Origin of the sequence: Paenibacillus macquariensis (assembly GCF_900156375.1) — a bacterium.
GTDB classification, from domain to species: domain Bacteria; phylum Bacillota; class Bacilli; order Paenibacillales; family Paenibacillaceae; genus Paenibacillus_AQ; species Paenibacillus_AQ macquariensis.
In genome coordinates this window covers 1-23,370 of record NZ_FTNK01000012.1, presented here as the reverse complement: position 1 = coordinate 23,370, position 23,370 = coordinate 1, and the positions used below count along the sequence as shown (strand labels likewise).

Below are 23,370 nucleotides of genomic sequence, written 5' to 3'. Positions count from 1 at the left end.
GTGCACTATGAAATATGTCATTGGAATTGATTTAGGCACAAGTGCGGTGAAGACAGTACTGCTTAGTAAGGAAGGGAACATCGTCTGCGAGCAAGCACAGTCTTACCCCTTGAGTAGACCGGAAGCGGGATGGAGTGAGCAAGATCCGGAAGATTGGGTTCAGCAAACGCTGATCAGCTTACGCCAGCTTATGGATACATCCAATGTGAATCCTGCAGATGTAGAAGGTATTAGCTTCTCTGGACAAATGCATGGACTCGTGCTGATTGACGCTAGTGGGAATGTGATTCGCCAAGCGATACTTTGGAACGACACACGTACAACCGAGCAGTGTCGTACGATCGAGAAGACCCTTGGAGATAGACTTCTAAATATTGCATGTAACCGTGCGCTAGAGGGGTTCACGCTTCCCAAATTATTATGGGTGAAGGAACATGAACCTGAGTTGTTAGAGCAAGCGAGTCTATTCCTACTGCCTAAGGATTACTTGCGTTATCGTTTGACAGGAAATCTAGCGATGGATTATTCGGATGCAGCAGGAACACTGCTATTAGACGTACGGAATAAATGTTGGAGTTCAGAAATTGCAGAAGCCTTTGATTTACCACTGTCTCTGTGTCCATCACTAGTCGAGTCGTTCGAACAGACGGGTACACTGTTACCTACAGTTGCAGAATACACGAAGCTTCTACCTGAGACAAAGGTATTTGCTGGGGGTGCTGATAATGCTTGTGGTGCTATTGGTGCAGGCATTCTGAGTGAAGGCAAGACCATGTGTAGCATAGGAACTTCAGGTGTTATTCTCTCTTATGAGCAGCGCAAGGAGCTCAAGCTCGACGGTCGTGTTCATTTCTTCAATCACGGAGAACAAGATGCTTTTTACACAATGGGCGTGACTTTAGCTGCGGGACACAGCCTGACATGGTTCAAGGAGACATTCGCGAAGGATCTTAGCTTCGATGAATTACTTCAAGATATTCATTTAATCCCAGCAGGCAGCGGAGGGATATTGTTTACACCGTACATTAGCGGAGAACGTACACCTCATCCTGATGCTGATATTCGTGGTAGCTTGATTGGTATAGACGCTGGGCATACGCTATCGCATGCTGCTAGAGCTGTGCTTGAAGGTATTACTTTTTCACTACGAGAATCACTTGAAATCATGCGTCAATCAGGTAAGGATATTACTGAAATTGTAGCTATTGGCGGTGGGTCTCTTAACGAGACATGGCTGCAAATGCAGGCAGATATCTTCGAAGCACCTGTTGTAAAGCTAGAGAATGAACAGGGACCTGCGATGGGAGCAGCGATGCTAGCAGCCTATGGTTGTGGTTGGTTCTCGTCACTTCGTGCCTGTGCCGAAGCCTTCATTCGACCAGCACGAGTGTATAGTCCGAATCCGCAACAAGCTGAAGAATATCGCGGTCTGTTCTCACTCTATCGGCAGGTCTATGGGTTAACGTATGAATTGAACCGAAAGCTTGCGGTATATCGCAGATAAGGCGACGAGCCTTGATAAGTCTGAAATAATAGATGCCTTCCGCATGATTAGCGAAAGGCATCTATTTATTATATATTGCAGATTGTCTATTTCTTTTGTAAGGTATGGATATTCACACAAGTAGATTGAGAGGATCGTGAAATCCGAATAAGAGTTGGAGGCAACCGCTATGTGGCACCAGAATAATGTAGGCGTTGTACTTCCAACCAGTACATATGACAGTATAAGAAAAAGCTGAGTTACCCATTTGGGAGAGCTCAGCTTTTTAAATTGGAACAAATAGATAAGTCAGATTATATAGATGTCAAACATGCTATTAAATCGCAGGCATCACATTTCCACCATTAACGGGGATATATGCTCCTGTAATAAAGCTTGCTAGATCAGATGCAATAAATGCTACGACATTCGCTATTTCTTGATCACTACCTCGACGTCTCAAAGGTACGGTCTGTGAATAGCCTTCACTGACCTCCGTGTTGTTGAGTCTGTCATTCTCACTTATGGTCCATCCTGGAGCAATTTGATTGACAGTAATTTGATGTTCGCCAATTTCTTTAGCAAGCACACGATACACACCATCCATGCCTCTTTTACCAGCAACATAGGCTGATTGACCGGGAGCATTTTGCATCGAGCACTCCGTATTAATACCAATAACACGTCCAGCCTTACGATCGATCATTGAAGGAACGAACGCTTTTGCTAAGTAGACACTTTGCATAAGGCAAGAATCGATCTGACTCGTATAGTCTTCAATGGGTTGTTCAAGGATAGACTTCCATTCATATTGAACAACAGCATTGGCTACTACAATATCAACTGCATCGAAATGTTCGAGTATACGATCCTTCATGCTCATTACATCATCGAATTGGGTGACATCAGCTCGAACGATCATAGATTGTCTACCTATAGACTCAATCTCTTGTTTCAGTTCGTTAGCTTTACCTTCATTCCCATGATAATGAATAATAATATTTGCGCCACAATCTGCGAGCGTTCGTGCCATCACTCTACCTAGTTGTCCTGTTGCACCTGTGATTAGAGCTGTTTTTCCAGTTAAATCGACATTTAACATACCCGTTGCTCCTCTCCAAGTAGCAGATCATTGGGTCACTCTATTAGAATGCCCAGTTTCCATCGGTGAAGATTTGAACTTTAGCTCCATCGTGTGTTACCCCGTATATGTTCATCTCCGGCGATCCCATCATAAAGTCAACATGAGTTATGCTCTGATTCATTCCTTTGGCTGCAAGATCTTCAGAAGACATCGTCTTTCCGCCTTCAATGTTGAACGCATAAGAACTTCCAATAGCTAAATGACATGAGGCATTCTCATCGAACAAAGTCGTGTAATACAAAATATTACTTTGCGAAATAGGGGAGTGGAAGGGTACAAGAGCAACTTCTCCCAAATAATGAGAACCTTCATCCATGTTCACTAGGCGATCGAGTGTTTCATAACCTTCCTCAGCACTGAAATCAACGATACGTCCATTCTCGAAAGATATTGAGAAACGGTCAATAATATTTCCGCCATAGCTAAGAGGTTTGGTGCTCGTTACTTTACCATTAACACCATTCTTAAGTGGAGCCGTGAATACTTCTTCTGTAGGGATATTCGCTACGAAAGTAGTTCCTTGTTCATTCACGCTACCTGCTTGTGCCCAGATATGACCCACAGGTAATTCAACAGTTAGATCTGTCCCTGGTGCAACAAAGTGAAGACTATGGAATTTCTTATGATTGAGTTCATCTGATTTAACTTGCAATTTGTTGATGTGGTCATGCCAAGCTTGGATAGGGTCTGGTTGATCCGCACGTACTGCTGCAAAAATAGCGTCCCAGAGCATGTTTACCTGATCTTCAGGTGCTGCATCAGGGAATACTTTTGCCGCCCAATCTGGAGAAGGGGCCGCTAGTCCATTCCAGCTCACTTTATCCGCTTGTTGATATTGACGGTACTTGGCCATCGCTTGACCATAAGTACGTTGATGATTTGCGATCCGCTCAGGTGCAACACCTTTTAAGAGATCAGGACTTGAAGAAATAACCGTAAGGAATGCGGCACCATTCTCAGCCAGTTCAATCATTTCTCCTGCGAACCATGTTGGAGCTTCAAGAAAAGATTCGTCAGATGCATGTTCGTAACGCATCCGTGACACTGCCTCATCATTGTAAGTTACTTTTACGAGCTTAGCACCCGCTTCATAGGCTTTACGTACAATAAGTTGCACAAGTTGGGCTGAATCAATCATCGCGCTGATTACAAGTGTCTGTCCCGGTTGTACATTAACCCCAATTTGGACGGCTAAAGTAGCGTAATTATCTAATTTTTGTTCAAAATTAAGCATGATGTCATTCCTCCATTGTAGTTGATATATTAAATTGCCCAGTTTCCATTACGGAAAAGCGGTTCTTCCTGTCCATCTTCAGTAATGCCGTTAATGTCCATTTGTGCAGATCCAATCATGAAATCTACGTGCGTGATGCTCGTATTTAAGCCCCGTTCTAACAATTCTTCCTGTGTCATATCTTTGCCGCCCTCAAGACAGAAAGCATAAGCACTACCGATGGCTAAATGGTTCGATGCATTCTCATCAAACAACGTGTTGTAGTAGAGAATGTTCGATTCCGAGATAGGGGATTGATGAGGAACAAGTGCAACTTCACCAAGATAATGAGATCCTTCATCCATTGCGACAAGATGCTCAAGTGTCTCTTGACCTTGTTCAGCAGATACACTAATAATTCGTCCGTTCTCAAATGTAACTGAGAAGTTATCAATAATATTACCGCCATAACTAAGAGGCTTTGTGCTGCTTACCGTACCATTAACACCTGTTTTTAAAGGAGCTGTGAACACTTCTTCAGTTGGCATATTCGCCACGAAATGATGTCCTTGTTCATCTGTACTTTCGCCTGCTGCCCAGATATGGCCAACAGGTAGTTCAATGACCAAATCCGTACCTGGAGCTATATAGTGAAGTTTCTTGTACTTCTTGGCATTGAGATAGGACGATTTAGTAGACAAGTTCTCAAGATGTGTCTGCCATGCTTCCACAGGATTATCTTGATCTACACGAACGGTATGGAAGATAGCTTCCCATAGTTTTTGAACCTGTTCATTCTGAGGGAGGTCCGGGAATACTGCCGCAGCCCATTCTACCGATGGGACAGCTACTATACTCCAACTGAATTTATCTGACTGTACATATTCGCGATATTTCTTTAATGCTTGACCTCTTGTTTTTTGCGCAGTTGCGATTCTTTCCTGAGGAATACCCTTTAGAAGATCTGGATTCTCCGCTAGGACGCTTAGGACAGCTGCACCATTCTCAACGAGTTCAATAATTTCCCCTGCATACCATGTTGGAACAATTGTAAAAGCTTCATCAGCGGCTAATTCATACTGAAGACGAGTAACAATTTCATCGCTCCAGTTCACTTTCACGAGCTTAGCACCCGCTTCATAAGCTTGTTTTACAATTAATCTAACGAATTCAGCTGAAGAAATAGGGGCATTTACAACGAGTGTCTGTCCTGGGTGTACGTTAACGCCAATTCTAACTGCCAAATCGGCATATTTGATCAACTGTTGTTGAAAATCTGTCATATGTATTCCTCCAAATGTAATTAGTTTCTTTTATATTGTACTAAATTGGATAACATAATGAAAATGTACTTGTATCGATTGATTGAACAAAAGTTTATACGCCCATCTATAGTTCATTCTATATAGATCAAGAAGATGGTATACTATAAATATATTTAAGGTAAAAGGAGATCACAATTAATGAACGTACATATTGAACATGTCGATATGAAGAAAGATGAGGATGATCATTATATTGGTCATGCATCATTTCGTCTAGAGGATACAAAGGATTTATTCGAAGTTACGTTCCATAGTAAGAGAGGGACGAATTGGGACTACAGCATTAATTTCGCCAAGGAACCCGGAAACGAAGAAGAGTTGTTTAGAATAGATACGCTTCTTATCGAAGACGAGACATTATTCGACCATTTGTTAGATGCAGCGCTTGATACGATGTATCCAGCTGGTTCAGAAGTAGACGATTCAGAACACATTGATTCGTATTGATCCATAAATAACCCAGACACCACAAAACAACCGTGTATATGCACGGTTGTTTTGTTTGACAGTTAGCTGACCTTCGCTTTATAATACCTATGGGGGTATCCCCATTGTGGAATATTAGTCAGATAGGGGATAGAAATATGTGGTGGGTCAGTGTTGTTATCTTTATCGCAATCGTGGTAGCCATTCGAAACCTGTGGCCTTCAGAAGATTTACAAGAAATTCCTTGCGAGACTTTAAAGAACAATAATTCAACCATTAAGTTACTTGATATAAGGGATGCCCTAGATTTCCAAGCAGGTCATGTGCCTGGAAGTGTCAATATTTCGCTAGGGAGACTACCTTATGTAGCTAATTTAGATTTAGCGCATGATCATTCCGTTATTATAATGGGTAATAATGATAGAAGAAGTAAAAAAGCTGCTCGTATTTTAAAGAAAAAAGGATTTCAGCATATATACATCTGCATGAAACCAGTCACATCTTGCTACGATAATGAACATTCGATGTGCTCTTAGTACCGATAGGAGGAAGAACAAATGAACTATGATGAGACCATTACACGTCGCTTGAAAAGATTAGAAGGACAAATTCGCGGTGTGTTAAAAATGATGGATGAAGGGAAAGACTGTAAAGAAGTTGTCTCCCAATTATCTGCAGTTCGTAACGCGTCTGATACAGCCATAGCTTATATTGTTGCTACGAACCTTGAGCATTGTATATTGGAAGATATGGAAAAGGGAACGGATTCACGGGAACGGATTCAATCAGCTGTGCAGTTGCTTATTAAAAGTCGTTAATCATATTAATGATAAATGATGTGAATAATAAATTGGATGAAATTCCAACTTGAGAAGAGCAGGAGTCAACTGACCTCCTGTTTTTTATTTCTTTATCCAATACATATTTTTAAGGGGATGATCAATCATGAGAACTAAGTACATAGCAAGCTCTTCCTTGATCGTGATGGGAATTGGCTTTGTAATCACGTTATTTATGCCACAAAATATTGCTGTTCGATTACTCCAAGGTGGATTTGAAGCTGGGCTCGTTGGGGGATTCGCCGATTGGTTCGCTGTTACGGCCTTATTCCGTCATCCTATGGGTATTCCAATTCCTCACACATCTCTACTGCTGAATAACCGAGATAAAATCATTAACTCATTAATTTCCGCTATGGAAACCGAACTTTTAAATAAAGAGAGTATTAAACGTAAACTCAGTCAGACTAAAATATTTAAGGCACTTGCTAACGGTATTTTCAAACTCATTCGTAAACGTGAGCTAAGAAAGATGATGATTACGTCTGTTAAATCGGTCGTTGAGACGCTCCCTCTCGATAAGGTATCCACGTCACTTCAGTCGATTCTTGTAGGATATGTCAGAAACAAAGAATTAGACCCCATCGTAGCTCAGACTGCTGTATCCATTGTGGAAAGTAAATATGACGAGAAGGTATTAGATTATGCCCTGGCATATGGTAAGCAGTGGGCAATGAAACCGGACAGTGAAGTATTACTTGGCAATTTGGTACACGGTAAACTACAAGAGATACAGCTTGGAGGTATGAAAGGGTTCGCTGTTCAAGCTTTTCTAGGATTTATGAGTGAGGAGAAATTGGGTTCATTACTTACGGGTATGATGATTTCTTCTATTGATGATCTAGCCAAGCCAGATAGTGAATACAGAGAACGTATTCTACATGAAATAAGAATGCGACTAACTACGGCTGCTTTGAATCCGAGCGTTACACTTCAACTTAAATCATGGCTGGATACGAAGCTAACCAATCCAAGTACACAAGTATTCTTATTGAATCAGTTAGAAGAGTTGCGGGTTCAATTACTTAATAAATTAAATAGTGAATATGATAATGGTGGTCGACTCATCGTGAGCGGATTCCGGTGGATGACTACTACACTCAATAAACATGAACCACTGGTTCAGAAGTGGGAACAAAGCATCTTGACACTCATCGTAAATATCGTGGAGAATAATTACTATAGACTGGGTCTGTTGGTCAAAGACAATTTAGATCAAATGGATGACCAAACGCTTGTAAGAATGTTAGAGGATAAAGTGGGCAATGATTTACAATGGATTCGAGTCAATGGTGCCTTATGTGGATTTATTATCGGAATTATACTTACCGTGCTACATATGCTTGTGTAAGATATATTTGTACAGAAGAGGAGGGTCTATCAATGAAAAGATCAAAATTAGGTTCATCTGATTTGTTGGTCAGTGAAATTGGCCTTGGATGTATGTCACTTGGGACAGAGGAAGTATCCGCGATCCGACTCATTCATGAAGCGTTGGAGCGAGATGTTAACTTCCTGGATACTGCCGATCTATATGATGATGGACGTAATGAAGTTATCGTTGGAAAAGCCATCAAAGGCCGTCGTCATGATGTGATCCTAGCTACAAAGGTAGGAAATCGCCGAATTTCCGGTCAAGAGGGTACGACATGGGATCCTTCGAAGAAGTATATTATTTCGGCTGTGAAAGAGAGCTTAACTCGTCTTCGAACAGATTATATAGATCTGTATCAACTTCATGGTGGAACACTAGAAGATCCTATGGATGAGACGATTGAAGCCTTTGAAATGTTGAAACAAGAAGGTCTTATCCGCCATTATGGCATATCATCTATTCGTCAAAATGTTGTCAGAGAATATGTCTCACGTTCCAACATCGTCAGTGTGATGAGCCAATATAGCATTCTAGATCGTCGTCCAGAAGAAGAGATATTACCATCATTAGCTGCTAATGATATCAGTATGATTGTGCGTGGTCCTGTAGCCAAAGGTATTCTTTCCTCACGAGGCGATCAGAAAACAGAAAATGGTTATTTAGATCACAAGGCTGAAGAATTACAAAAGATACGTGGAGAATTGCAATCTCTTGTTCATGAGGATAGAAGCATGGCTCATATTGCGATTAGATATGTATTGTCTGATCCAAGCGTTGCTGTTACAATCCCTGGGGCTAGTTCACTAGATCAACTTCTGCACAATATTGCTGCTGGAGATGTAACCCCATTAACAGAAGAAGAAATAGCCATCATTCGTGATTTCAGTAAAGCCAATCATTACGCTGAACATCGCTAAAGTAGAAAGTTCGTTATTATAAGAAGCTTGCCTTGTGCAGGCTTTTTTTTATGTTGTCAGAACGACTAATAACCCGTAGACTATGTAAATAGTACTAGGCAGAGGTTGAGATCAATGGAATTAAATCATCAAGCCATACAAAAAGACAGTTTTATTCAAGGTGTAAAAGATTGTGTCCCGACGCTTCTCGGTTACTTAAGCATAGGGTTTGCCGCTGGTGTAGTAGGGAAAACATCGGGCATGAGTGTGAGTGAAATTGCATTAATGAGTGCTTTACTCTACGCGGGATCAGGTCAATTTATTGCTGCGGGTATGATCGCTGCAAGTTCACCTATTTCGGCTATTATTTTTACGATCTTCTTTATTAATTTACGACATCTTTTACTAAGTGCTGCGATTGCCCCACATTTCAAAGGATTATCTTCTTGGAAGAATTTAGTGATCGGTTCTCAATTAACGGATGAATCATTTGGAGTCGCCATGAATCATGTCGCGAGTGGGAAGACCATAGGATATCGTTGGATGCTTGGGCTTAACATGACAGCATATCTGAACTGGCTACTAGCTACGATAGCAGGAGGGTTACTTGGTAAGTGGATTCCACATCCGGAAGTGTACGGACTTGATTTTGCCTTACCTGCGATGTTTATTGGGTTACTTGTACTTCAACTTCATAGTAGTAAAAAGTTATGGGTTCCTATGATCGTAGCATTGAGCTCTGTATTGATCGTGATTGGTGCCAGTTATATTTTTACCGGAAGTATGGGTGTTATTATAGCCGCCGTTCTTAGTTCAACGATAGGAGCTGTCATTCAGAAATGGACATCAGATGGAACATCTTAATTATTATTATGGGTTCTGCACTAGTAACGTTAATTCCTCGCGTACTCCCATTAGTTGTACTCAGTCGATTCCAACTACCTAATGGACTAATTCGTTGGTTACAACATATCCCAGTTGCAGTCATGGCCGCGCTAATTGCTCAAGAACTGTTAATACAGAGGGGCATTTCGCATTCAATCAACTCGAATGGTTAGCTGCGCTACCTACGTTCGCAGTTGCCATCATCACACGTAGTCTACTTGGTACAGTGATCGTAGGGTTGGTATGTATGATGTTGCTTAGATGGTTATTCTAAGGGTGACGTGACAAAAAGAAATAAGACTGCCGATATGCAGTCTTATTTCTTTTTGTCATGTAGTTATCTTCTGATGCATCTAGACTTTAACTTTAATAACTGACATTATCAACAATGTTCACTTGCGGTTCGATCAAAGGGTCTTACATCAACGAGTTAAAGTGTATGTTAGCTCTTCAGTACCTTTGTTAAATAATTGTGTGTGTTTGAAAGTGAAGGTATCGCCATCCCGTTTCACAAATTGGAGTCCATCGCTAAGTGGCATGAAGACCGACTTATCCGCTTCATCAAAAAGTTTCTGATCTTCTTTGGACAGAAGCTCCTTGTATAATACAACGGGGGCATCAAGCTTTGAATCGATAAATAGTAGGGTTTGTGATTCATAAGGACGGATGAGCAGAATGCCATCCTTAGAAGAAGCATATTCTACCGTATATTCTTCATCTAGTTTACCTAACTTCTTCAAATCATATTTCTGTTCTACCGTACCGTTCGAACGTATAAGTAATAGATCAGAACCATTTAGCATGACGGTTAATCCATTTGCTTCATCGATACTTTCTACCTGACTTCCTCCGTAGTAGCTAACATGAGACTCTTTGACTAGTTTGCCGTTATAAATATACAGCTTATAAATATCATTACCAAGGTGTGGCTCACCATGATTATAGTTGACTTGTAAGACACTCGAGCTAATATCTACATGGATCACTGACATGTCCGCATATTCAATAGCTCTCACAGCTGACTGACCAATATTATGTGGCATCTGGGAACCGACAGCCGTATATACAATTCCATTATCTTTTCTTACCCAGTACCAGCCCTTAGCATCACCCGATAAGGCATGAAGAATCGGATAAGATACAGTAATCTTGTTAGTATTGTTTGATTTGATACTGCCACCTGACCAACTTAAAAGGTCGCGAAGGGGTAAGTTGATGTCACCATTCCGCTGTAACAATGGAGCAGACATCAGGCGCGATTTCCCATTAAGTGTTGCTGTCTTGCTACTGACTTTCCAACTTAATGTTCGGTTCGGTCCACTTACATTCAAATATCCGGTCTTCTGATCATAGGACCACACCAGGTCTCGAAACATTTCAGAAGCTTGTTTATAAGACAGATATGCAGTACCATTCTTGATGAAAAAATCATTACTTGTATGCTTAGTGTCATATTCCCAAGTGTTCGGTACGATCTCAACCGTAGGAATAGTCTTTGTTGTTGTAGTCGTGGGGGATACAACAGAGGTAGCTTGAGCATGTACTTGTCCCTGATTAGTCACTAGTACAGCAGTAATTGCAATGGTTATCAGCAGTGTTGTACTTATTCGGATCGATTTCCGCGTCTTCATAAGCTTGACAATCTCCTCCTTATTCTTTCTCGGTATTAAGACGCTAAATTCTGTTCGAATGTTCCAAAATATGTGAAAATAAAGGAATAGGCGAATTATCTTTCTGTGCTCAAATAGATTTCAAAATCGATAACGATGGTCTACATTTCACAACATCAGTGTTGACAAGAGGGTATGCACAATTTAAACTATATTAGTAGTTGATAAAGATTATCATTTTCAATGACATTCGTCATAACATTCATTATTTTCTTACATAGCATCGTAACTTAAGAGGAGGATCATTATATGGAATTAACACAATTGATTAAAGAGAGAAGATCTATTCAAATATTTGAGGAACGCGAGGTTTCGCTTGATCTTGTTAAGGAACTATTGGACACTGCTGTGTGGGTCCCTAACCATAGAATGACTCAACCTTGGAGATTTATCATTGTCCATGGAGAAGCACGTAAACGCATTGCCGAATTAAAAGGTAAACCTGGTGACGCTTCATTTAATGTGAATTACTACAATAAAATGATGGGTGTTCCCATGTTCATCGCAGTAGTTATTCAGGAAAACCCTGTATTGGGTATTCGTGAAGAGGATTATTCCTCTGCAAGTTGTATCATTCAGAATCTCAGCTTACTCGCTTGGGAACAAGGCTTAGGTATGATTTGGAAAAGTTACGGTCATATGCATGAAGCAGCGTACCGAAATGCTCTAGGAATTCAACCTGGCGAAAGAGTCGTGGGTAGTCTTCACGTAGGATACGCGAGTCAAGTTCCAAATGCGCAACCAAGAATTCCAGCAACCGATCGTATCACAGTAATTGATCAAGCATAAACTTACCTGATATATGATTTTTCAATTCTATTAGTCCTAATATGTCTTTTGATAAATTCGGTAAAATCATGAATTTGCAGGTTTATTGGGGTAAAGAAAGATTTACATTTCTCATAAATATCAATAATTAAGCCAAAGAACCTATGTAACCTATGAAAGCAATGAGTTTCATTCATCGCAATCATAGGTAGCATAGGTTTTTTATGGTGTTGCAAAGCTTATTTATCCAAAGAATAAGAATGAGTCCAACAGAACAATACTATCGCTATGGAATATTTGGAAAAGACATTTGAATGAATGGGGAAGTGATGATATGAGTCAAGCGGATTTCGATGCCGCGCGCAAGGCCGAAGCAATCTATCATAATGAGTTATATAGTGCGCATGAGATTTTAGAACCGGGAACATGGATGTCCAAGCCTAATCCTGTAGTTATGGAATTATTGGATCGTCTATTACTACATAAGGATCAATTAACCGTACTGGATCTCGGCTGTGGTGCTGGTCGTAACACGATTCCTATTGCAATGCGACTTCAAGAGACGGATAGTAAGGTATTTGGATTGGATTTACTCTCTGAAGCTGTAGATAAGCCCGTAAGTATGGCGTTACGGATATTATACAAGCTAAGGAGGTTGATATTGAACACGCTGACATATTTAAAGTAACTTATGACTATATTCTGGCGTGCGGTTGCCTCGAACATGTCTCCTCAGAGGTTGCGTTCATACAGGTGCTTGAACGAATGAAGCAAGGTACTCAAGTGGGTGGAATCAATTGTATTTCGATGAACACAGAAATTCAGGAAGTGGAGCGAGATACGGGACGAATGTTAGATACGTTGATCGAGCTCAATTTGCGGAAGGATAAGGCCTATTCTATACTTGAAGCCGTATATAAGGGCTGGAATGTACTTGAACAGAAGACCGTCATTCACTCGGTTGATGAGGATAAATATGATGTACCTACGCAGTTTCGTAGTCAGTCAATTACTTTTGCTGCTCAGAAGCTAAGAGCAACCTAATACTAGGTTTACGATAAGAATATATGACATCCGATTGGATAAATCCAGTCGGTTTTTTTAATGAAAAAACAATTATTTTAGTAGGATTCCCCCATGGATTGAGGTCCCTATGCAAGTTCATGGTATAATAAAACGATTATATTGTGAATTGAAATAAGGTTACTAAGAGACGTGAAGTAGTACGTCAAATTTAGCAGTGAATGACTTGAAAAGGGGCTGGGTATTTGAATGTCATACAGTTAGGACCATTGGTTCTAAATCTAGAATTACTGATATTTATATTGTCTGCTTTCACCGGTTATTTGGCCTTGAAATACCGCTTGAAGAAGGCAAGGGTTACAGTTGAAGGGAATATTAGCGATAAATTTGTGAACGCTCTCATCTTAGGTTTTGTGATATGGAAATGTAGCTTAATCCTATTTGATCCCATGTCAGTGATAAAGTACCCAATGTCACTGATTTACTTTAGTGGTGGAGATAGAGGGTTAGCGTTGGCCATCGTTATTTCAGTTATTTATCTATGGATTCGTACACGTAAAGACGGTACAGACATCATTTTGAATCTGGATGTCTTATTGGTTGGCTGGATGGCGAGCAGTAGTATGTGTCATCTCTTGCTCTTAGTGCTACATAAGGAAAATGTATTGTACCATGCACTCTACATAAGTCTGAATATCGTGCTCGTGTTATATTTTTATACTAGAAAAGTAGAGGCTGGGGATTCAAGTGTTCTAAGCCGTATTATGATCTGGTATAGCTTGGTTATGATCGGAATCTCATTCATTGAAAAGGATAGAACGTTGTTTGTATTCGGATCCACGAAGGAACAAATATTCTATGTAATCATGTTTATCTTAGTCTTATGGATTGATAACGTGATGGATAAGCAGAAGAGAAAGGAGAGTCATTGATGGAGAATACATCGGTTATTGTAGCGCTGATTGCCGGCATTCTATCTTTCCTTTCACCTTGTGTTTTTCCGCTGATTCCTGCGTATGTATCACATTTAACAGGTTCCTTCGTACAAGATAATCGAGTGAATGTCGAGAAAAAGTTACTTATGATGCGTTCAATAAGTTTTATTCTGGGATTTAGTGTGATATTCGTAGCGATGGGTGCATCGGCTAGTTTCATAGGTCAATTGTTTAACGGTAACAGAGATCTGGTTGGCAAAATCAGTGGATTATTGATTATCGTATTTGGTCTTCAAATGGCTGGTGTGCTGACATTACGTTTTCTTATGTTTGAGAAAAAGTGGGTTACGACTGATCATTCTAAAAAAGGAAATGTGAGTTCTTTTATATTAGGACTAGCCTTTGGTTCTGGATGGACACCCTGTGTCGGGTTAGCTTTATCCTCGATCTTACTGCTTGCCGGATCAACTGACACGCTATATAGCGGTATGTTCCTGTTGTTTGTATATTCTATCGGACTAGGAATTCCTTTTCTGATATTGTCCTTTATGATTACACGTTCCTTAGGGATATTGAAAAAGATAAATCGATGGCTACCTACACTTTCAATCCTGAATGGTTGGATTTTGGTCGTAATGGGATTGTTACTGTTCTCAGGTAATTTGCAAAAGATAAGCGCCTATTTGGCACAATTCAGCACATTTAGTTATTAAAAAGGAGTACACGATACGATGCGGAAAAATGGGATTGCGATCATCATACTACTGATTCTAGTCGTATGGGGAGTTTACGATTACACCAACAATAATGGACAACAAAATAAGCAAGGGAGTACTTCGGGGGCAAAAGTCGGCATTGCAAAGGGAAATATGGCACCCGATTTCAATTTGCTCTCTCTGGATGAGAAAGAAGTGAAACTTTCGGATTTCGTGGGTAAGAAAGTGATTTTGAACTTCTGGGCTACTTGGTGCCCTCCCTGTAGAGTGGAAATGCCACACATGGAGAAGGTCTTTAAGAATGATGGGGATAATGTGATCGTATTATCTGTGAATCTAACTCAAACGGAAAAAGGCGAAAGTGATGTTAGGGCGTTTGTTGAAGATTTCGGACTTACCTTTCCAGTAGTGATGGATACAAAGGGTGACGTCGCCAGTACCTATCAAATATCCGCATATCCGACGTCGTATTTTATTGATTCCCAAGGGATCATTCGGGAGATATTTAAAGGTGCAATTAATGATGAGATCATGGAAAAGGCACTATCCAAAATAAATTAAAAGTATGTAATGGCATAAGGGACCCGAAAGATAGATACTTTTATGAGAAGTACTTGTCTTTCGGGTATTTCATTAGGAATGGAAGATTCGTCTGGTTAAGTTACGATATCCTCGGATAAAGAATAAAGGAATGACATCCATAAAACCGTTAAGTTTATAAACAGTGATACTAATAAAGAATGACAAGACTATAGCACCTGCAATGTCTCCCGGATAATGAACACCAACGTAAATTCTAGAGATCCCCGTAACTACCGCTAAAAGTAGCATCCAAATCCCTAGCTTGCGCTTAACAAGTAAGACGCTAAAAGCAATGGAGAACGCCAAAGTAGCATGATCGCTTGGAAAGGAAGCATCGGGAGCATGTGGAATTAATTGAAGGACCTGGTGTTCGACGAAAGGTCTAGCGTGGTTAATCGTTGGAGAGATGACCATGCTCGCGATTAACAATGCAACGGATGCGGAGAAGAACGAATAGAAGACTAGCTTTTGATTAGATTCATTACCGGTAAACCACAGAAATACCATGGCAGCAAGCATAATCCATACGATATCTTGAGCAAATATCTCCATAAGATCATCAATCCAATCGAAATGTCCGGCAAGATGGTTAAAGAAATAGAACAACGAGTAGTTCATGTAGGTATACATCCTTTGTTTTTTCTTAACACTATAGCGAAGGTTTCTGAGATTTTGATGAGAGATAGATATACAATTTCAACCAAAGGGAGTATTCTCATTATTATTTCATTTAAGTTAGATATACTTAAAGGTGAAACCTAGAGTAATAGTGTCTTACCCTGAAGGAGTTAGGAGGAAGAACCATGAAGAAAGTTCTTATCGTTGAAGATGAACTGAATTTTTCCAGATTTCTTGAATTAGAGCTTAACCATGAATCTTATGAAGTCACTGTAGCTTATGATGGGCCGAGTGGGCTACATTTAGCACTTGAACAAGAGTGGGACATGATCTTGCTTGATGTCATGCTGCCTGGGATCAACGGAATAGAGGTCTGCAAGGAAATTAGGAACGTCAAAAAAACGCCCATCATTATGCTTACAGCCAGAAATAACGTGACGGATCGAATACTCGGTTTAGATTGTGGGGCAGACGATTACATTCCGAAGCCATTTGCGATTGAAGAATTATTTGCCCGCATGCGCGCAATTTTCCGAAGATACGAGGACAGCGAACAACGGGTATCCATTCTTACTTTTCATGATCTTGTACTTGATCTCAATGCTAGGATAATTGAACAATCTGGTGAAATGCTAGATCTTACGAAACGAGAGTTCGATTTACTTGTTTTTTTTATGCAAAATATTAATTTAGTTCTCTCTAGGGACACTTTATTGGATAAAGTATGGGGCTATAATACAGAAGTTGAATCTAACGTCGTCGATGTCTACGTTAGATATTTGAGAAATAAATTGAACGATTGCGGAGACGATAAGTATATTCATACCCTTCGAGGCATTGGATATGTGATGCGATCATGAGAGGTGGACTAACTAAAATAAACGCTCTTCCGATCAAGTGGCGGATAACGGTATGGACTTCTTTATGGATGTGTATTTTCTTACTTCTGTACAGTTCGGTTCAATACCTTGTTCTTGACCGATGGTCGCTTCTCGAAGAAGAGCATGCGATACAGAAAAGCATGGATGAAATTGTTGGGTATTATACAGATAATGATTCAAGAGATATAACTGCTAGTAGAGGCTTTCTGGAGAAAGCAAACCAGAAGGATCAATTGATACGTCTTGTAGATCGTGATGAAAATTCGTTATTAACGATTAGTGACAACTTGCCAGATCAATGGGTGTTACCGAAGAGCGTTAATACAATGACTTTGGAAAGCGTCTGGCATAACCAAGAGCATTTGCTTATCCTGAGAAATCCAATTCATATCGGTTCATTTACTGGAACGTTAGAAATGGTGCGTAATTTAGAAAATTATGAGAAGTTAAATCACATTCTACTTCTAGTGATGATTATCGGCGGGGTCTGCGGTATTGCCTTTAGTACTCTCGGAGGTGTCTTGTTAGGTAGACAATTCATAAAACCCATTGCTAAGTTATCTACAACCATGGGAAATATTCAACACAATGGGTTAGCCGAGAGAGTCGACTTCATTGACAATCAGGACGAGTTATCTAAGTTAAGTCATATGTTTAACGAGATGATGGATCGCTTAGAAGCTTCGTTCAAACAACAAAACCAATTTGTCGAAGATGCATCTCATGAATTAAGAACACCAATAGCGATCATCGAAGGACATCTGAAGTTACTCTCACGTTGGGGCAAAGATGACCCCGCCGTATTAAATGAATCTCTACAAGCTTCTCTAGAAGAATTAGCGAGGCTAACGAAGTTAACGCAAGACTTACTTGCTTCATCACATGTAGAAGCTATTGGCATAGAGAACGATCAAGCCGAACTTTCAGTAATATTAATGAAAGTTGTGAATGACTTTACTATCGTCCATCCGAATTTTATATTCGACGTGAACTATCACTCCTTATCTAATATCCATCTAGCGGTGTCCGCGAATCATTTAAAGCAAATCCTGATGATTGTCATCGATAATGCGATTAAGTATTCTGGGAATCAAAATACCATACGGATTGCTGGAGGAACATGGACAGATAATCAAGTGCAAATACAAATCGCAGATAGGGGGATTGGTATTTCGGAAGAACATATTCACCATGTATTTGATCGATTATATCGAGTCGATGAAGCAAGAAGCCGCAAAGTAGGTGGAAGTGGATTGGGACTTGCCATCGCCCGCCGTTTGGTTGAAGGTTATAGAGGACACATTCATCTCACGAGTGCATTACAACAGGGGACAGTCGTTACGATAACCTTACCAAGGAGTACTTAAGTGTACTTGTGATGGACACTCCCCTCTTCCTGACTTTGGTCTTGAGCCTTCATTTCTCACAGTATTCTCATAATGCGGAGGTATATTGGTAGAGTAGTGAAATATTACACTCAAACATATGAGAGAGGGGAAATGAAACTTGAATCAGAATACTTCATCGAAGATATCGAATGAATCCTTAAGTGTCCCACTTGGTGGACGGAAGTTATTAAACAAGGTACCGGAAGTGATGATCTTCTTCTGGATTATCAAAATTATGGCCACCACAGTGGGTGAGACAGCTGCAGACTTCTTGAACGACAATCTGAATTTAGGGTTAACTAATACGACCTTGATCATGAGTGCCCTCTTGTTGATTACACTTATTCTCCAGTTCAGGACAAGTACCTACGTACCTTGGATCTATTGGCTCACAGTCGTGTTAATCAGTGTTGTTGGTACGTTAATCACAGATAATCTTACCGATAACTTCGGTGTACCTCTGCAGGTATCTACAATGCTCTTCACGATCTTACTGGGGGTGTCCTTTGCAGCTTGGTATGCGAGTGAGAAGACATTGTCCATTCATTCAATCTTTACTTTCAAGAGAGAAGTATTTTACTGGTTGGCCATCCTATTTACCTTTGCTTTGGGTACTGCAGCTGGCGATCTTATCGCAGAGGGTCTGAATGTTGGATACTTGATCTCCATGCTCCTCTTTGCTGTACTCATCGGTTGCGTGACGCTCGCTCACTATATCTTCAAGCTGAATGCCGTGCTATCTTTTTGGATTGCTTACATCTTAACGCGTCCTTTTGGTGCTTCATTCGGGGATTTTTTATCTCAACCTCGTGATGCAGGGGGCCTTGAACTGGGAACGACAGGAACCAGTATCGTCTTTCTAATCATTATTGTGGGGTTGGTCATCTATCTAACCAAGATGAGAAAATTAGAAACGATGAACCTTGAAGAGCTTTGGAATGTAGATTGATGTTTCTTGAAAAAAATGTGTGACTACGATAAGCTGTGAATGGACTTTGTTCATTTAATCAGAGAAAGGAAGAGTAGTTATGCATCAAAAAACAGAAAAAGAGAAAATGATTGATGGCGAATTATATATTGCTGGAGACCCACAATTAACGCAAGACCGTGAGAATGCTAGAAGATTAACACGGTTGTATAATCTAACGATAGAAACAGAACATGACAGACGTGTTGAGCTTCTTAAAGAGTTGTTCGGTTCAACAGGTCCTAATCTTTATATTGAACCATCATTCCGTTGTGATTATGGCTATAATATTCATGTAGGCAACAATTTCTACGCGAATTTTAACTGTGTCATTCTAGACGTATGTGAAGTTCATATCGGGGATAATTGTTTCATTGCACCTGGGGTACATATCTTTACTGCGACGCATCCATTAAATCCATATGAGCGAATTAATGGGACCGAGTATGGTAAACCTGTGACGATTGGAAATAACGTATGGATTGGTGGAGGATCTATTATCAATCCTGGCGTTACCATTGGAGATAATGTCGTTATAGCTTCTGGTTCAGTGGTCACGAAAGATGTTCCTAATGATGTGGTCGTTGGAGGCAATCCGGCTCGATTCATTAAACACATTGATGTGAGCAATTCTGAATCTTAAACAATAAGATGTTGCAAACATAAAGTCATATTTCGGAAAATGTACGTTTGTATTCAGGCTGTATTTGTTGAAATTTAATAACAGGTATGATATCATACTTTCAAACTGATGATTGGAGTGAAAAGTATATGTAGGATTTCTTGCAACCAATGTAAATGAATAAAACACGGACTGCGATTTTTCGCATGTTTTATTTTTTATATGCAAGAAAGTTACTATATCTTTTCACTCAAACAATATATCCTAATCTAACTCTATCTTCATATGCAATGGGGAGGGTTGGATTATGTATTTATTTGAGCTACAAGAAAGTAACTTTCTTGTAGCTCTTATTTTTTTATACAGGAGGATATTTGTATGTCATTAATTAATGTTACTAACCTGACGTTTGCCTATGAGGGCAGTTACGATAATATATTTGAAAATGTAAGTTTTCAAATCGATACCGATTGGAAATTAGGTTTTACGGGAAGAAACGGTAGAGGTAAGACATCATTTCTCAATTTGTTGTTAGGTAAATATGAATACAGCGGAAATATATCTGCTCATGTTAGTTTTGAATATTTCCCTTTCCATGTAGAGAACAAGCAAAGTAATACGATTGATGTAATCAACGATATTTTCCCGGATTATATTCACTGGAAGCTCATGCGTGAACTTTCATTACTAAAGGTTTCTGATGATGTTTTATACAGATCTTTTGATTCATTGTCTAATGGAGAGCAAACGAAAGTATTACTGGCTGCATTATTTATAAAGGACAATAGTTTTCTGTTGATAGATGAACCTACCAACCATCTGGACATGACTGCAAGAAAACTTGTCAGTGATTATCTCAAGACCAAAAGTGGCTATATTCTGGTATCTCACGACAGATCATTCCTTGATAACTGCGTAGACCACACCCTTTCTATCAATAAGACCAACATAGAAATTCAAAAAGGTAATTTCTCCGCTTGGTGGGAAAATAAAATGAGGCAAGATAACTTTGAGCTTGCAGAGAATGAGAAACTTAGAAGAGATATAAACCGCTTGTCTGGTTCCGCTAAACGAACGGGTAACTGGTCGCATGAAGTGGAGAAATCCAAAAACGGAACAAGAAATTCCGGATCAAAAGTAGATAAAGGTTATATTGGGCATAAGGCTGCTAAAATGATGAAACGCTCTAAATCAATTGAACAAAGACAGCTAACTGCCATTGATGAAAAGTCTAAACTTCTTAAAAATATCGAAAACTCGGACAGCTTAGAGATTTCACAACTTGATTTTCATAAGAACTTACTTGCTGAACTAGATCATGTTTCTATTTATTATGGTGAGAAAATGGTGTGTGAAGATATAAGTTTTACAATTGAACAAGGAATGCGAATAGCACTTGCGGGTAAAAACGGATCAGGAAAATCTAGTATTATCAAACTTATTTGCGGCGAGGATTTAAATTACACAGGTAACTTCATGAAGGATAGTCAGTTGAAAATATCCTACGTATCACAAGACACATCTCATCTTCATGGGAATCTATCTGACTACGCTGCAAATAACGGGGTTGATGAAAGCCTATTTAAATCAATTTTAAGAAAACTTGATTTCTCTAGAGTTCAATTAGAGAAGGATATATCAGATTTTAGTGGAGGGCAAAAGAAGAAAGTATTAATTGCAAAAAGTCTTAGTGAGAATGTTCATTTACACATTTGGGATGAGCCGCTTAATTTTATTGATGTTATATCTCGCATGCAGATTGAAGAGTTACTACTTGAATACGAACCAACCATTCTTTTTGTGGAGCATGATAAAGAATTTTGTAACAATGTTGCAACTGAAATTATTGATCTCTAGTGTTAGAGTGTTATTGATCTGATATGTTCAAATATTATTGCAGCCTGCGGACTGTTGATGTGGAGCATCTTATACCTGAGAAGAACTCTAATAAGACATATAGGTGTCTAGTTAACTATGTTATGCTCTTGAAGTATAACAGTTCGCAAATTAAAGGAGCTACATCATGGCAGAACCATTGAAACATATGTACAATGAACAATTTTTAAGAGGATTTAGCTACAAGTTACACGATGTATATGATGCTTTTGATATAGATGGATTTATGGCTACAACGCTGGATGACACATGGGAAATACTTGAACTTAAAGCTCGAATGAGACGGATCACAACATCACTCGGGACATATCTTCCTTCTAGGTACGAAGATGCACTAGAGGTGTTGTTCAAGATTGATAAGTCATGTATCGGATTCCCGTATTTGTTCTTCCCTGATTTCATTGAGGTGTACGGCCAGGGTGAGGAGCATTGGGAAATTTCGATGATAGCAATAGAGAGATTCACTTCGAAGTCATCGGCAGAATTTGCGGTGAGACCCTTTCTACTTCGTGATCCCATCCGGATGATGTCCCAAATGTTGAAATGGGCCGAACATCCACAAGAGCATGTTCGTCGTCTTGCTAGCGAAGGGTGCCGGCCGCGTTTACCATGGGGACAGGCACTGCCAATGTTCAAACATGATCCATCGCCGATTCTGCCGGTGCTTGAGTTATTAAAGGCAGATCCATCACTGTACGTACGTAAAAGTGTTGCGAACAATCTAAATGACATCGTGAAGGATCATCCTTCCGTCGTGATCGATATTGCAAGACGCTGGAAAGGGAAGGACCTACATACGGACTGGATTGTGCGTCACGGGTGTCGAACCCTAATTCGTAAAGCAGATCCTGAAATTATGTCGTTGTTCGGATATGCTGAACCTACAGATGGAAGCCACTCTATAGCTACCTATGCATCAATTTCCGTTGCCACAAAGGTACTATCTATTGGGGGGGCATGTGAACTACAATATGAGCTTCACGTTCAGGATGGTGAACCGGCACATGTTCGCATCGAATACGCAATCGATTTTGTGAAGGCTAAGGGGAATACATCACGTAAATCTTTCCTCCTGTCAGACAAGACAGTTGTTGGAGGCACACGACTTCAAGGAATTCGTAAGCACAGTTGGAGGGATTTAACTACCCGCCGACACTATCCTGGAGAGCACCGAATTTCACTATTGGTCAACGGACGTGAAGTTGCTAACACGTTATTAGAGCTTACTGAATTTTAAATTGTAATGCGGTTATTCTGAAGTGTAGTTAATTGGAACCTCTATACGTAGAGGTTCTTTTTTTTGTTCAAGACATTCTAGATGTTGAAGGCGACACTAAAAAGAAGTAATTAAATCTATAAAACAGTTACAAAAGAACCCTCATTAAATGATATGCTCCCCTTATAGTAGACAGAAAAAAGCAAGCCGATTAATCTGTCTATTATGGAGGGGATTTTTTTATGGGCGAAATTAGGAAGACTTACGATGTTACATTTAAGAAAAAGGCAGTCAATCTCTATCTCAAAAAGGGAATGAGCTACAAGAGTGTAGGTAAAGAATTGGATATCGACCATTCCTTAGTCCGACGTTGGGTGAATCATTTTCAAGCGGAGGGAATGAAAGGACTGGAGGAGAAAAGAGGCAAAGCAATAGGCCCTGGAGTTGGTAGACCGAGAACTCGATCAGAAGATCCTGAGGTTAAGCTAAAGCGCCTTGAAGC

Annotated in this window: 25 protein-coding genes and 1 pseudogene; 21 read left to right on the top strand and 5 right to left on the bottom strand. The window is 39.9% G+C overall.

The annotated features are described in order from the left end of the window. Nucleotides 1–7 precede the first annotated feature (7 nt). A complete protein-coding gene (gene xylB, locus BW961_RS19445; protein WP_068586590.1) occupies nt 8–1,504 on the top strand; it encodes a xylulokinase in 1,497 nt (498 codons plus the stop codon). Nucleotides 1,505–1,820: 316 nt separating this feature from the next. On the opposite strand, the gene BW961_RS19440 is transcribed toward xylB, so the two are convergent. Genes BW961_RS19440 through BW961_RS19430 form a run of 3 tightly spaced genes read right to left on the bottom strand, consistent with a single transcriptional unit; the run spans nt 1,821 to nt 5,123 of the window. Then, nucleotides 1,821–2,585, bottom strand: coding sequence for an SDR family NAD(P)-dependent oxidoreductase (locus tag BW961_RS19440; RefSeq protein ID WP_068586593.1), 765 nt, complete (start codon nt 2,583–2,585; stop codon nt 1,821–1,823). 43 nt (nt 2,586–2,628) lie between these two features. Continuing rightward, nucleotides 2,629–3,861 (bottom strand): aminopeptidase, encoded by a 1,233-nt coding sequence (locus BW961_RS19435; RefSeq protein WP_068586596.1) that lies wholly within the window; start codon nt 3,859–3,861, stop codon nt 2,629–2,631. Nucleotides 3,862–3,890: 29 nt separating this feature from the next. Further along, a complete protein-coding gene (locus BW961_RS19430; protein ID WP_068586599.1) occupies nt 3,891–5,123 on the bottom strand; it encodes an aminopeptidase in 1,233 nt (410 codons plus the stop codon). A 180-nt stretch (nt 5,124–5,303) separates the two neighbouring features. Between BW961_RS19430 and BW961_RS19425 the strand changes: the two genes are divergently transcribed. From BW961_RS19425 to BW961_RS19395, 7 genes and pseudogenes are all read left to right on the top strand, one after another. Continuing rightward, nucleotides 5,304–5,612 carry a transglutaminase-like domain-containing protein gene (locus BW961_RS19425; protein WP_068586602.1) on the top strand — a complete coding sequence of 103 codons (309 nt, stop codon included), beginning with the start codon at nt 5,304–5,306 and terminating at the stop codon, nt 5,610–5,612. Nucleotides 5,613–5,749: 137 nt separating this feature from the next. Then, nucleotides 5,750–6,127 (top strand): rhodanese-like domain-containing protein, encoded by a 378-nt coding sequence (locus BW961_RS19420; RefSeq protein ID WP_068586603.1) that lies wholly within the window; start codon nt 5,750–5,752, stop codon nt 6,125–6,127. Between the two features lie 21 nt (nt 6,128–6,148). Then, a complete protein-coding gene (locus BW961_RS19415; protein WP_068586610.1) occupies nt 6,149–6,409 on the top strand; it encodes a metal-sensitive transcriptional regulator in 261 nt (86 codons plus the stop codon). A gap of 127 nt (nt 6,410–6,536) precedes the next feature. Then, on the top strand, nt 6,537–7,781 hold the full coding sequence (locus BW961_RS19410) for a DUF445 domain-containing protein (RefSeq protein WP_068586613.1): 1,245 nt from the start codon (nt 6,537–6,539) through the stop codon (nt 7,779–7,781). Between the two features lie 32 nt (nt 7,782–7,813). Then, a complete protein-coding gene (locus BW961_RS19405) occupies nt 7,814–8,722 on the top strand; it encodes an aldo/keto reductase (protein ID WP_068586615.1) in 909 nt (302 codons plus the stop codon). Between the two features lie 114 nt (nt 8,723–8,836). Continuing rightward, nucleotides 8,837–9,565 carry an AzlC family ABC transporter permease gene (locus tag BW961_RS19400; protein ID WP_068586618.1) on the top strand — a complete coding sequence of 243 codons (729 nt, stop codon included), beginning with the start codon at nt 8,837–8,839 and terminating at the stop codon, nt 9,563–9,565. Continuing rightward, nucleotides 9,541–9,860 (top strand): annotated as a pseudogene (locus BW961_RS19395) (AzlD domain-containing protein). Before BW961_RS19400 ends, BW961_RS19395 begins: the two are co-directional and overlap by 25 nt. Before the next feature lie 148 nt (nt 9,861–10,008). Here the strand turns inward: BW961_RS19395 and BW961_RS19390 are convergent. Then, on the bottom strand, nt 10,009–11,217 hold the full coding sequence (locus BW961_RS19390; RefSeq protein ID WP_068586621.1) for a stalk domain-containing protein: 1,209 nt from the start codon (nt 11,215–11,217) through the stop codon (nt 10,009–10,011). A 288-nt stretch (nt 11,218–11,505) separates the two neighbouring features. Between BW961_RS19390 and BW961_RS19385 the strand changes: the two genes are divergently transcribed. From BW961_RS19385 to BW961_RS19365, 6 genes are all read left to right on the top strand, one after another. Beyond that, nucleotides 11,506–12,045 carry a nitroreductase family protein gene (locus BW961_RS19385; RefSeq protein ID WP_068586624.1) on the top strand — a complete coding sequence of 180 codons (540 nt, stop codon included), beginning with the start codon at nt 11,506–11,508 and terminating at the stop codon, nt 12,043–12,045. A 313-nt stretch (nt 12,046–12,358) separates the two neighbouring features. Next, nucleotides 12,359–12,712, top strand: coding sequence for a class I SAM-dependent methyltransferase (locus tag BW961_RS29570; protein ID WP_082867506.1), 354 nt, complete (start codon nt 12,359–12,361; stop codon nt 12,710–12,712). Further along, on the top strand, nt 12,661–13,068 hold the full coding sequence (locus BW961_RS29565) for a class I SAM-dependent methyltransferase (protein WP_139331698.1): 408 nt from the start codon (nt 12,661–12,663) through the stop codon (nt 13,066–13,068). Before BW961_RS29570 ends, BW961_RS29565 begins: the two co-directional genes overlap by 52 nt. Nucleotides 13,069–13,292: 224 nt before the next feature. Continuing rightward, complete coding sequence (locus BW961_RS19375; protein WP_068586628.1) at nt 13,293–13,979, top strand: hypothetical protein; 687 nt, start codon at nt 13,293–13,295, stop codon at nt 13,977–13,979. After that, nucleotides 13,979–14,695: a cytochrome c biogenesis CcdA family protein gene (locus BW961_RS19370; RefSeq protein WP_068586630.1), complete on the top strand. Its 717-nt coding sequence runs from the start codon at nt 13,979–13,981 to the stop codon at nt 14,693–14,695. The genes BW961_RS19375 and BW961_RS19370 overlap by 1 nt, the downstream gene beginning before the upstream one ends. Nucleotides 14,696–14,713: 18 nt before the next feature. After that, nucleotides 14,714–15,259, top strand: a complete 546-nt coding sequence (locus tag BW961_RS19365; protein WP_068586633.1) for a TlpA family protein disulfide reductase — start codon at nt 14,714–14,716, stop codon at nt 15,257–15,259. Nucleotides 15,260–15,331: 72 nt separating this feature from the next. On the opposite strand, the gene BW961_RS19360 is transcribed toward BW961_RS19365, so the two are convergent. Next, on the bottom strand, nt 15,332–15,898 hold the full coding sequence (locus BW961_RS19360; protein ID WP_169810301.1) for an undecaprenyl-diphosphatase: 567 nt from the start codon (nt 15,896–15,898) through the stop codon (nt 15,332–15,334). 185 nt (nt 15,899–16,083) lie between these two features. Between BW961_RS19360 and BW961_RS19355 the strand changes: the two genes are divergently transcribed. From BW961_RS19355 to BW961_RS19325, 7 genes are all read left to right on the top strand, one after another. After that, nucleotides 16,084–16,758: a response regulator transcription factor gene (locus BW961_RS19355; protein WP_068586636.1), complete on the top strand. Its 675-nt coding sequence runs from the start codon at nt 16,084–16,086 to the stop codon at nt 16,756–16,758. Next, a complete protein-coding gene (locus BW961_RS19350; protein ID WP_082867509.1) occupies nt 16,755–18,146 on the top strand; it encodes a HAMP domain-containing histidine kinase in 1,392 nt (463 codons plus the stop codon). Before BW961_RS19355 ends, BW961_RS19350 begins: the two co-directional genes overlap by 4 nt. Nucleotides 18,147–18,285: 139 nt before the next feature. After that, nucleotides 18,286–19,116 carry a COG4705 family protein gene (locus tag BW961_RS19345; RefSeq protein ID WP_068586641.1) on the top strand — a complete coding sequence of 277 codons (831 nt, stop codon included), beginning with the start codon at nt 18,286–18,288 and terminating at the stop codon, nt 19,114–19,116. A 79-nt stretch (nt 19,117–19,195) separates the two neighbouring features. After that, nucleotides 19,196–19,777, top strand: coding sequence for a sugar O-acetyltransferase (locus BW961_RS19340; RefSeq protein WP_068586645.1), 582 nt, complete (start codon nt 19,196–19,198; stop codon nt 19,775–19,777). A 357-nt stretch (nt 19,778–20,134) separates the two neighbouring features. Then, on the top strand, nt 20,135–21,613 hold the full coding sequence (locus BW961_RS19335; RefSeq protein ID WP_068586648.1) for an Lsa family ABC-F type ribosomal protection protein: 1,479 nt from the start codon (nt 20,135–20,137) through the stop codon (nt 21,611–21,613). A 166-nt stretch (nt 21,614–21,779) separates the two neighbouring features. Beyond that, nucleotides 21,780–22,889 carry a DNA alkylation repair protein gene (locus tag BW961_RS19330; protein ID WP_068586649.1) on the top strand — a complete coding sequence of 370 codons (1,110 nt, stop codon included), beginning with the start codon at nt 21,780–21,782 and terminating at the stop codon, nt 22,887–22,889. Between the two features lie 221 nt (nt 22,890–23,110). After that, nucleotides 23,111–23,370 (top strand): transposase (locus BW961_RS19325; RefSeq protein ID WP_076576964.1); only part of this gene is annotated, 260 nt, incomplete at its 3' end.